The sequence below is a fragment of the Streptomyces sp. NPDC058401 genome, assembly GCF_042722885.1.
Classification (GTDB): domain Bacteria; phylum Actinomycetota; class Actinomycetes; order Streptomycetales; family Streptomycetaceae; genus Streptomyces.
In genome coordinates, this window is sequence record NZ_JBHXKA010000197.1 from 1 (window position 1) to 10713 (window position 10713).

Annotated in this window: 9 protein-coding genes; 1 reads left to right on the forward strand and 8 read right to left on the reverse strand. The window is 73.3% G+C overall.

Annotation, left to right across the window (positions count from 1 at the left end; genetic code table 11):
• Positions 1 to 127 precede the first annotated feature (127 nt).
• The 8 genes from ACFWNV_RS37390 to ACFWNV_RS37425 all read right to left on the reverse strand — a co-directional run bounded on the left by ACFWNV_RS37390 (position 128) and on the right by ACFWNV_RS37425 (position 8806).
• Positions 128 to 2860: an ATP-binding protein gene (locus ACFWNV_RS37390; RefSeq protein WP_383956047.1), complete on the reverse strand. Its 2733-nt coding sequence runs from the start codon at positions 2858 to 2860 to the stop codon at positions 128 to 130.
• Between the two features lie 126 nt (positions 2861 to 2986).
• Positions 2987 to 3403, reverse strand: a complete 417-nt coding sequence (locus ACFWNV_RS37395; protein ID WP_383956049.1) for an ACT domain-containing protein — start codon at positions 3401 to 3403, stop codon at positions 2987 to 2989.
• Positions 3404 to 3522: 119 nt separating this feature from the next.
• Positions 3523 to 3993 carry a hypothetical protein gene (locus ACFWNV_RS37400; RefSeq protein WP_383956052.1) on the reverse strand — a complete coding sequence of 157 codons (471 nt, stop codon included), beginning with the start codon at positions 3991 to 3993 and terminating at the stop codon, positions 3523 to 3525.
• 164 nt (positions 3994 to 4157) lie between these two features.
• Positions 4158 to 4385, reverse strand: coding sequence for a DUF397 domain-containing protein (locus ACFWNV_RS37405; protein ID WP_383956070.1), 228 nt, complete (start codon positions 4383 to 4385; stop codon positions 4158 to 4160).
• Positions 4386 to 4526: 141 nt separating this feature from the next.
• On the reverse strand, positions 4527 to 5702 hold the full coding sequence (locus ACFWNV_RS37410; protein WP_383956055.1) for a thiolase domain-containing protein: 1176 nt from the start codon (positions 5700 to 5702) through the stop codon (positions 4527 to 4529).
• The gene (locus ACFWNV_RS37415) at positions 5699 to 6757 is read right to left on the reverse strand and encodes a thiolase domain-containing protein (RefSeq protein ID WP_383956058.1); all 1059 of its coding nucleotides are present in this window, start codon (positions 6755 to 6757) and stop codon (positions 5699 to 5701) included. Before ACFWNV_RS37415 ends, ACFWNV_RS37410 begins: the two co-directional genes overlap by 4 nt.
• Positions 6757 to 7719, reverse strand: coding sequence for a Zn-ribbon domain-containing OB-fold protein (locus ACFWNV_RS37420; RefSeq protein ID WP_383956061.1), 963 nt, complete (start codon positions 7717 to 7719; stop codon positions 6757 to 6759). Before ACFWNV_RS37420 ends, ACFWNV_RS37415 begins: the two co-directional genes overlap by 1 nt.
• Before the next feature lie 286 nt (positions 7720 to 8005).
• Positions 8006 to 8806, reverse strand: coding sequence for a crotonase/enoyl-CoA hydratase family protein (locus ACFWNV_RS37425; RefSeq protein WP_383956064.1), 801 nt, complete (start codon positions 8804 to 8806; stop codon positions 8006 to 8008).
• Between the two features lie 174 nt (positions 8807 to 8980).
• On the opposite strand from ACFWNV_RS37425, the gene ACFWNV_RS37430 reads away from it, so the two are divergent.
• The gene (locus ACFWNV_RS37430) at positions 8981 to 10618 is read left to right on the forward strand and encodes an acyl-CoA synthetase (protein ID WP_383956067.1); all 1638 of its coding nucleotides are present in this window, start codon (positions 8981 to 8983) and stop codon (positions 10616 to 10618) included.
• The last annotated feature ends 95 nt before the right edge of the window (positions 10619 to 10713 follow it).

Here is a 10713-nt window from a genome sequence, read left to right on the forward strand (position 1 = left end):
CTCCGGCGTTTGAGGAGCGGGGGTGCGGGGGCTGGCCCCCGCAACGGGTCCGGGGCCGAGCCCCGGGGAACGGGCGAAGGGCGGGTAGGGGACAGCCCCGCAGGGCCTGAGCGGCCCGGCGGGCCGGTCAGTGGGCCGCGGCCGAGGTCGAAGCGGGGTCGGCGTCAGGGTCGGCGTCGGACCCGGGGCCGCACGGCCAGGCGCCGCCCCGGGCGAGCAGGGCCGTCGTGGCGGTGGCCACCAGGCCGTCCGCCCCGCAGGCGCGAGCCGCCAGGACCGCCCGGAGCAGCAGCTCCGCGTCCCCCCGCTCCTCCCCCAGCGCGGCCAGCGCGAGCGCCAGCTCGTACGCCGCCGGCGAAGCCGACAGGACCGACACGGCCTCCTCCAGCAGGGCGGCCCGGTCCTGCGGCGCAGCCACCTCCGCGGCCACCCGCAGGGCCTGGCCGATGCCGGACGCGGCCCCGAAGGCGCGGGCCCGGCGTACGGCCTCCCCGGCCAGCTCCCGGGCCCGCTCCGGGTCCTCCGCGGACACCGCGCGGGCCAGGTGGAGCCGCCAGGGGCACCAGGACGGGTTCTGGATGCCCCGGGGGGTCAGCCGCCGGTCCACGGCTTCGAGCTCCGCCGCCGCGGCCTTGGCCTGTCCGCGGGCCAGCAGCAGTTCCGCGTAGACGGTCTGGGAGTCGGGGAAGACGACGGCCGCCGGGAAGGGCTCCCCGTACTCGTGTTCCCGGGACAGCTCCCAGGCCTCGTCGACCCGGCCCCGTGCGAGCAGGGTGGTGACGAGGATCGCGATGGCGTACCAGTGCACGGGCGTGCGCCGCCCGACGCGCTCGGCGAGGCGCAGTCCGGCCCGTGCCAGTTCCTCCGCCTCGGCCAGCCGTCCGCGGCGGTAGCGGATGTAGGCGCGCAGGCTGTAGGCGAAGGACAGGTGCGCCCCGCGCCAGCCCTGCCGCTCGAACTCGGCGGTGCCGGCCTCGAACAGTTCCTCGGCCCGCTCCGGCCGGTCGGCGTACATGTGCACCATGGCGACGAGTACGGGCACCTCGAAGCCCCGGTCCGCGTACGCCCAGCTGAACTCGGTTTCCAGGACCCGCCCGGCATGGTGGAGGACCACGTCGACCGGCTCGCCGCGCAGGCAGGCGTCCCAGGCGCGCAGCCCGATGACGTACCGCTCGGTGAGGTCCCGCCCGCTCAGCCGGTCCGCGAGCTTCGCGAGCCGCCGGGAGCGTGCCGGGGAGTCCGGCTCGGCGGCGTTGAAGGCGTCCCACATGAACTGCTCGGACTGCAGCCGCAGCCGGCCGCGTACGTCCTGGGTGTACGGGATCTCGCGCGCGAGGCATTCCGAGGCCTCGGCCAGGCGGTCGCTGTGCGAGAGCACCTGGGCCAGCCGGATGACGATGCCCTGGCGCAGCGCCGGGTCCTCGAAGGGCTCCGCGAGGGCGGCGCGCAGGTGGTTGACGGTGTTGGCGGGCTCGGTGAGCAGGGAGGCGCAGCCCAGTTCGTACAGGACGGCCGCCCGCTCGTCGAAGTCCGGGGGCTCCCGCAGGGCCCGTGCGAGCTGGCGGCGGGCGGCTTCGGGGGCGCCGGCGCGGAGGTTCTCGCCGGCCGCCTCGCGCAGGGTGCGCACCACCCAGGGGTCGTTCTCGGGGTGGGTCTCCAGCAGGTGCCGGGCGGCGGCGGAGGGTCCGAGTCCCGCGTCGACGACGGCCGCGGCGGCCTTTCCGTGCAGGGCGACGCGCAGGGCGTCGGGGATCGCGCGGTAGATCGCGGTGGCGATGAGGGGGTGGACGAACTCCAGCCCGGCCGCGTCCTCGGCGGCGGCTTCCTCGGGGGCGGCGGACAGGATGCGGGCGTCGCGCAGCCGCCCGGTGGCGTCGACGGCCTCCTCGGTGCCGAGTCCGGCGACGCGGGCGGCGATGTCCCTGGGGGTGTCGGTGCCGAGGACGGCGCAGGCCCAGGCGAAGCGGACGGTGGAGGGGCCGAGGCTGTGCAGGCGGGCGACGAGGCCGCTGCCGCGCTGGGCGGCCGCGAGGTCGCGCAGGAGCGGGGCGCTGGCTTCGACGGGGGCGAGGCCCTTGTCCCGGACGTTCGCGGTGAGCTCGACGGCCTCGAAGGGGTTGCCGGTGGTGACGGCCCAGGCCTCGCGGCAGAACGCCTCGTCGGCGTGTTCGCCGACGGCCTCCCGGACCAGTCCGGAGACGGCCTCGGCGGTGAGCGGGGCGAGGGTCAGCGGGCGGTGTCCCGCACGGCCGGGCAGCGTACGGAAGGCCTCGGCGTGCGCGGGCAGTTCGTCGGGGCGGTAGGCGACGACGAGGAGCAGCGGGAGGTGTTCGGCGCGCGGGGCGAAGGCGGCGAGCCAGGAGAGGGATTCGGGGTCGGCCCAGTGGGCGTCGTCCAGGACGAGGGCGACGGGGGCGCGCTGCACGATGAGGTGGGTGAGGACCCAGTCGAGTCCGTCGCGCAGGCCCTGGGGGTCGGGCGGGGCGCCCTGTTCGGCCGCGCAGAGGCCGAGGGCGGGGCCGACGATGGAGTACCAGCTGCCGAGGGCCTCGCGCAGTTCCGCGTCGGAGGTGCCGGCCAGCTGCGGCTGGATGAGCTGGCGGGCGACGTGGAAGGGCTGGCTCTGCTCCTGTTCGCCGCCGCGGGCGGCGAGGACGGTGCAGGCCTTGGCGTGGGCGCGGCGGCGTACTTCGCCGAGGAGCGTGGTCTTGCCGAGGCCGGCGGCTCCGGAGAAGGCCAGCAGGGCTCCGCCGGCGTCGGGGCCCGGGTCCGTGAGCTGGTCCAGGGCTTCGTCGACGGCGGCGAGCTCCGCGTCGCGTTCGAACATTTTGCGCCGTTTGCGGGTCCGGCGTTCCGTCATGGCTGGTACCCCCCAGGCCTGTTCGGGGGTTCAGCGTACGCCCGCGCACCCGCTCGGGATTGCCTGTGCGGCAAATAAAGCTGATCTTCTTTCGGGTGGCGCCGGCTGCTGTATGGGCGGAGGGGCTCAGTCCTGTGCGGAACGCTCCGCGAGGGCTTCCAGGACGGCCACGGCCTCGGCGGCCCGGGCGGCGTCCACGAAGAGGTGGTCGTGGTGGTAGCCGGCGATGACGTTGCAGCTCAGGCCGTGTGCCGCGAGTTCGGTTGCGAAGGCCGCGGTGAGGCCGACGGCGTCGAGGGCGGAGTGGATGCGCAGGGTGATCCAGCCGGCGGTGTAGTCGTAGGGGAGTCCGGCCTCGTCGGCGTCCTCCTGGCTCAGCACGAGGGTGAGCCCCTCGGGTTCCAGGACGGAGGCGACGGGGGTGAGCCCGGCCAGGGCCTCCGGGTCGGTGTCGCCGGGGATGGTGCAGAACACGTACAGCCCGTCGTTCAGTTCCGGCCGCATTCCGCTCAGCAGCTTCCGCAGGTCGTTTTCTCCGCTCATGCCCCCACCGTACCGGTCCTCCCGTTTTGGCTCGTACGACACCCCTGACCGGCCGCCTCGTCAGCCGCCTGGTCCGTCGCCCGACCTGTCGGCCGACCCGGCGCTCGACCCGTCGCCCCTCAGTCGCCCTCGTAGAGCCGCCGGTGCCACCAGGCGCGCGGACGGCCGCTCCAGTCCGCCCAGCCCCCGGCGGACGGGGCCGGGTGCGGGAGCGTGCGGCGCCGGAACCGCGCGTCCAGGCCCCGCAGGACCCGGCCCAGCGCGGTGCGGGCGGCCGGCGGCAGCTCCCGGTACAGGTCTCCCAGCTCGTCCCGGACGACGGCGACGTCGTCGCGTGCGCAGCCGGGGCAGGCCGGACACTCGGAGGGGACCAGGAGCAGGGCGCCGCCGGGGCGGTCCAGGAAGGTCCGGTAGCGGTTCAGCAGGTCCGCGATCTCGGCGCCCCGGCCGGGCCGGGCCCAGTGCGCGGCGGCCGTGGCATCGGGCGACAGCCGGTCCACGGGCGGGAGTTCCCACGCCCAGGCGGGCGGCCGCCTGCCGTCGTACGCTCCTCGTTCGGCGCGCAGCGCGCCGGGCCGTCTACGCGGCATCGCCCTTTCGGCGGGTGGTCGTCATGGCGGCCATGATGCCGAGGGCCCTCCGCGTCCGGCAAGGGGTTTACGGGGCCGGCAAGGGCTTTACGGGGCCCTGATCCGGTCCCCCCACCGGGGCGGCGGCGCCGAGCCCGGCGGGGGGACCGCGCACCCGTGCCGCGCTAGGTCAGGTCGAACTCCCCGCCCCGTGCGTCCAGGACGAACTTGCGCCATTCGTCCGGCGCGAAGATCAGCGAGGGGCTCTCCGGGCGGTCGCCGTTGCGCATCGCGATGAACCCCTCCACGAAGGCGATCTGGACGTCACCCGCTCCCCGGCTGCTCGACTGCCAGTCCGCCCCGGTCAGATCGAGGTCCGGCTTTCCCCAGCCGGCCGGCGCCTTCGAAGTCATGCTCTCTGCCACGTGCGTGCTCCTCCCGGTACTCCCGGTTCGTCGTCCCGGGGCAAGGTTAGCCATCGCACGCCGTGCCGCACAGGCCACGGTGCGTCACTCGTGGCCTGTACGGCACCCCGCCCGGAACGCGGTTTCCGCTCAGGTGCCGGGCTGCTCCGCTCCGACCAGCCACATCGCGAAGAACTGCGCCCCGCCGCCGTAGGCGTGCCCCATTGCCCGCCGGGCGTCCGGGACTTGGTGCTCCCCGGCCTGTCCGCGCACCTGGAGGGCCGCTTCCGCGAAGCGGATCATGCCGGAGGCGCCGATCGGGTTGGTGGACAGCACGCCGCCCGACGGGTTGACGGGCAGGTCCCCGTCGAGTTCCGTGACCCCGGCCTCGGTGAGCTTCCAGCCCTCGCCCTCGTCGGCGAAGCCGAGGTTCTCCAGCCACATCGGCTCGTACCAGGAGAACGGCACGTACATCTCCACCGCGTCGATCTCCCGGCGCGGATCGGTGATCCCCGCCTGCCGGTAGACGTCGGCCGCGCAGTCCTTGCCCGCCTGCGGGGACACGAAGTCCTTCCCGGCGAAGAGGGTCGGCTCGCTGCGCATCGCCCCGCCGTGCAGCCAGGCCGGCGGCTTGGGCGAACGGGCCGCGCCCGCGCGGTCGGTGAGGATCATCGCGCACGCCCCGTCGGAGGACGGGCAGGTCTCGGAGTACCGGATCGGGTCCCACAGCATCGGGGACGCCTGGACCTTCTCCAGGGTGATGTCGTGCTCGTGCAGGTGCGCGTACGGGTTCTTCAGCGCGTTGCGGCGGTCCTTGTACGCGACGAGCGAGCCCACCGTGTCAGGGGCGCCGGTGCGCCGCATGTACGCGCGCACGTGCGGGGCGAAGAACCCGCCGGCCCCCGCCAGCAGCGGCTGCTGGAAGGGCACGGGCAGGGAGAGCCCCCACATGGCGTTGGACTCGGACTGCTTCTCGAAGGCGAGGGTCAGCACCGTGCGGTGGACCCGGGCGGCGACCAGGTTGGAGGCGACCAGCGCGGTGGAGCCGCCCACCGAACCGGCCGTGTGCACGCGGAGCATGGGCTTGCCGACGGCGCCGAGGGCGTCCGCGAGGTACAGCTCCGGCATCATCACGCCCTCGAAGAAGTCGGGGGCCTTGCCGATGACGACCGCGTCGATGTCCGCCCAGGTGAGTTCGGCGTCCGCGAGCGCGCGGGCCGCCGCCTCGCGCACCAGTCCCGCGATGGAGACGTCGTGGCGGGCGGCCACGTGCTTGGTCTGGCCGATGCCGACGACGGCCACCGGCTCCTTGCCCGTGGTGCTCATGCTCGGTCCCCTTCCAGGACGGCGACCAGGTTCTGCTGGAGGCAGGGGCCGGAGGTGGCGTGCGCGACGGCCCGGTCGGACTCGCCGCGGTGGATGCGGGCGGCCGCCTCGCCGATCCGGATCAGGCCGGCGGCCATCATCGGGTTGGCGGCGAGTGCTCCGCCGGAGGGGTTGACGTTCACGGCGCCGTCGAGCCCGAGGGCCTTGCGCAGCACGACCTCCTGGGAGGAGAACGGCGCGTGCAGTTCCGCGGTGTCCACCGGGGCCTCGAACACGCCCGCGTGCTCGGCGGCGATCCGTGTCGACGGGGAGTCGGTGAGGTCGCGCAGCCCGAGGCTGTGGGCCTCGATGCGGTGGTCGATGCCGGTGATCCAGGCGGGCCGCTCGCAGAGCCGGCGCGCCACGTCCCCGGCGGCCAGGATGACGGCGGCCGCACCGTCGCCGATGGGCGGGCAGTCGCCGGTGCGCAGCGGGGCGACCTGGTACTCGCCCTGCGCAACGGCTCCGCTGAGCTGGGCGTGCGGGTTGGCGCCCGCGGAGGCCCGGCTGCGGGCGCCGATCGCGGCGAGCCCGGCTTCGTCGGTCTCCCCCGCGTCGATGAGCGCCTGGGCCTGGAGCGCGGCCAGGGCCACCGAGTCGGGCCAGAGCGGAGCCACGTAGTAGGGGTCGAGCTGGCGGGTCAGTACGTCGCGCACGGACCCGGGCGAGGACTTCCCGTACGAGTAGACGAGCGCGGTGTCGGCCTCGCCGGTCTGGATCTTGACCCAGGCCTCGTACAGGGCCCAGGCGCCGTCCATCTCCACGTGCGATTCGGAGATGGGCGGCCAGGCGCCGACCCCGTCGAGGGTCATGGTGAAGGAGAAGGCCCGGCCGGCGAGGTAGTCGCTGGACCCGGAGCAGGTGAAGCCGATCTCGCCCGCCTTCAGTCCGGTGGCGGCCAGCACCTTGTGCAGGACCGGCATGACCATCTCGACTTCGCTGAGCTCGTCTGTGCGGCGCAGGTGGTCGCTCTGCGCGAACGCGACCACCGCGACCTCGCGGGCGTATCGGGCCATCAGATGAGCTCCTTGTACACGTCGTAGTCCGCGTCCGGCTCTCCGGTGGGGCGGTAGTGGTCGGGGTAACGGCCGCCTTCGGTCCAGACAGGTTCGACCCTCAACCCCATCCGCACCTGGTCGTACGGGATCCCGCCGATCCGGCCGTGGAGGGCGAGGCCGGCGCCGTCGAGGGCGATGTGGGCGTAGACGTACGGCACTTCGATGTCGAGGTTCTTGGCCTTGATGTTGACGATGCAGTAGGTGGTGACGGTGCCGGCCGGCCCGACCTCGACCCGGTCGGTCGTCGCCACCCCGCAGGTGGGGCAGGCGCCGCGCGGGGGCACGTACACCTTGTGGCAGGAGGGGCAGCGCTCGCCGATGGTCTTCTGCTCGGAGAGCCCGGCGATGTACGCGGTCTGCGCGCGGCCGGGACTGTACGAGTAGTCCAGTCGGGCCTCGGCGACGATCCCGGTGACGGCGTCGGCGAACTCCCCGCTGTGCGGGGCCGCGTGCGCGGCGGGTTCGCCGCCCTCCACGGGCTCGAAGCAGGCGATGTCGGTGATGGCCCCGGTCCGCTCCCCGGCCCACCGCACGCGGACCCGCATGCCGGTGGCGACGGCCTCGGGTCCGGGGACGTCGAGGGCGTGCAGGAGGCCGGTGTCGGCGCCGTCGAGGCGGACGAGCACCCAGGCGAAGGGCGTGTCGAGGGGCTGGTTGGGGCGCGGCGAACCGTTCCAGGCCCAGGTGGTGACGGTCCCGCTGGTGCCCACCTCGACCAGGTCGCGGATCTCCTCGGCGGTGACGGGGTCGTACTCGACGGGCGGCACCATCACCTTGCCGTCGGCGGTCGTGACCCCGAGGACGACCCCTTCGCGCAGCCCGGTGAGAAAGGCGCTCTGCACGGGTCCGAGGGAGCGGGTGAAGGGGAACTCGACGACAAGGGGTGCGCGGAGGATCTCGGGTGGCGACGCGGCTGTCATGGATGGGTCTCCGATGTGTGGGGTTCCAAGAACGGTTGGCACCAACGCCGGACGAATCCGGTCCCGCGGGGCGAACATCCAGCCCCTCCGGCGTTTGAGGAGCGGGGTCCGGGGCGGAGCCCCGAAATCCAGCCCCTCCGGCGTTTGAGGAGCAGGGGTCCGGGGGCTGGCCCCCGGCAACGGCGCCGCACCCGAACCCCGGCCCGGCACCACCGGAGCACCGGAGCACAGGCACCGGCACCGGCACGGGCACCGGCACCGGAACAGCCGGGCGCAGCCCAGACGGCTACTCCCGCCGATACACCGCGGGCCGCTTCTCCGCGAAGGCCCGCGCCCCCTCCTTCGCATCGGCCGTGTCGAAGATCGGCCATCCGCGGAGGAGTTCGGAGGCCAGCCCCTCCGACTCCGTCATCTCGGCCGTCTCGTAGACGGAGGCCTTCACCGCCTCCACCGCCAGCGGCCCACACGCGTTGATCCGCTCCGCGATCTCCAGCGCAGCGTCCAGCGCCGTCCCGTCCGGGACCACCCGCCCGACGAGCCCGATCCGCGCCGCCTCCTCGGCCGCGTACGGCCGCCCGGTCAGCAGCATTTCCAGCGCGTGCGTCCGCGGGATCTGCCGCGGCAGCCGCACCGTCGAGCCGCCGATCGGGAAGAGTCCCCGCTTGACCTCGAACAGCCCGAAGGTGGCGCCTTCTCCCGCGACCCGGATGTCGGTCCCCTGGAGGATCTCCGTTCCGCCGGCCACGCAGTAGCCCTCGACCGCCGCGATGACGGGTTTGCGCGGCCGGTGGTGGCGCAGCATCGCCTTCCAGTGCAGATCGGGGTCGGCCTTGAGCCGGTCCCGGTACTGGTCGCCCGCCATGCCCTTCCCGGCCAGCGCCTTCAGGTCCATGCCGGCGCAGAAGTCCCCGCCGGCCCCCGTCAGCACCACCGAGCGGATCGTGTCGTCCGCGTCGGCTTCCAGCCAGCCGTCGTACAGCCCCACCAGCAGCGGCAGCGAGAGCGCGTTCTTCGCCTCGGGCCTGTTCATGGTGAGCACCAGCGTGGCTCCGTGGCGTTCCACGGTCAGGTGTTCTGTCCCACCCATTGCCGTCCTCCCGTCTCAAGACCTAGAACAGGTTGCAGTAGGGGCGGGTGCAGTTCAATAGTTTTCTGACACCCAGTCAGATTTCTTGGACGGTCCCCTTCCTTGTTGGGGTTGGCGACGCTCTAATGACCGCCGAGCAGACCAGCCATGGGATTTTCTGGGTCAGGAGGACCGGTGGAGTACAACATTGCCGACCTGTTCGAGTCGGTCGTGGACGTGGTCCCGGACCGCGAGGCCCTCGTGTACGTGGACCACCCCGGGACCGGCGCCGAGCGCCGCCTCACGTACGCGGAGCTGGACGCGGCGGCGAACCGCATCGCGCACCATCTGCTGGACAGCGGCCTGAAGGCCGGTGAGCACCTGGGCCTGCACCTCTACAACGGCATCGAGTACCTCCAGACCGTCCTCGCCTGCCTGAAGGCCCGCCTGGTACCGGTGAACGTCAACTACCGGTACGTGGAGGAGGAGCTGGTCTACCTCTACAACGACGCCGACCTCGCGGCGCTCGTCTTCGAGGGCGAGTTCACCGAGCGGGTCGCTGCGGCCCTCCCGCAGACGACGAAGCTCCGTCACCTGATCCGTGTCGGGCCGACCCCCGAGGGCGCCCCGGAGCCCTCGATCGCGCCGGTCGCGTACGCCGACGCGGAGGCGGCCGGCTCGCCCGGCCGGGGATTCCCGCCGCGCTCCCCCGACGACCTGTTCATCATCTACACGGGCGGTACGACCGGCATGCCCAAGGGCGTCATGTGGCGCGCCGAGGACCTCTTCTTCGCCGGCCTCTTCGGCGGCGAACCGACCGGCGAACCGGTGAAGCGGCCCGAGGAACTGGCCGAGCGGGTCGCGTCGAAGGGCGCCGGACTGACCTTCTTCCCGGCGCCGCCGCTGATGCACGGCACGTCCACGCTGACGTCCTTCATCGCCTTCAACTACGGGCAGCGGGTGGTCATCCACCGCAAGTACGCGCCCGAGGAGGTGCTGCGCACGATCGAGAAGGAGAAGGTCTCCAGCGTCTCGCTGGTGGGCGACGCGATGCTGCGGCCGCTCATCGACGCCCTCAACGGGCCCCTGAAGGGCACCGACCTGTCCTCCCTGTTCAGCGTCTCCTCCTCCGGCGCGATCATGTCGGAGACGGTGCGCGCCGAGTTCCAGGCGCTCGTGCCGAACGTGATGCTCCTGAACAACTTCGGCTCGTCCGAGTCCGGCTCGAACGGCCGCGCGACGAACGACTCCAGCCCGGAGAAGGGCTTCCGGCTGGAGGTCAACGAGCGCACGCAGGTGGTCGACCCGGTGACCCACGAGCCGGTGCCGGTCGGCGAACCGGGACGGCTCGCGCAGCGCGGGTACGTCCCGCTGGGCTACTACAACGACCCCGTCAAGACCGCCGAAACCTTCTTCCAGAAGGGATCCGAGCGGTGGGTGCTGCTCGGTGACATGGCGACCGTGGACGAGCAGGGCATCGTCACGGTCCTGGGCCGCGGCTCGCAGTGCATCAACACGGGCGGCGAGAAGGTGTACCCGGAGGAGGTCGAGCAGGCCCTGAAGTCCCACCCGGACGTCTACGACGCCCTGGTCGCCGGGGTCGCGGACCCGAAGTGGGGCAGCCACGTGGCGGCGGTGGTCCAGATCCGGGAGGGCGCCGCCGACCCGACGCTGGACGAGATACAGGCCCATTGCCGCACGAAGCTGGCGGGGTACAAGATCCCGCGCCAGCTCGTCATCTCCCCCGCCATCCAGCGCTCCCCGAGCGGCAAGGCGGACTACCGGTGGGCGAAGTCGGTGGCCACGGAGGCGGATGCGGGCGCCGCGAGCTGACCGCGCCCGGTGCACGCCCGCGGGGCGGGGGCCCCCAAGGGGCCCGCCCCCCGGGGTTTTGGTTTTGAACCCGCGTACCCGTCTCACGGCCCCCG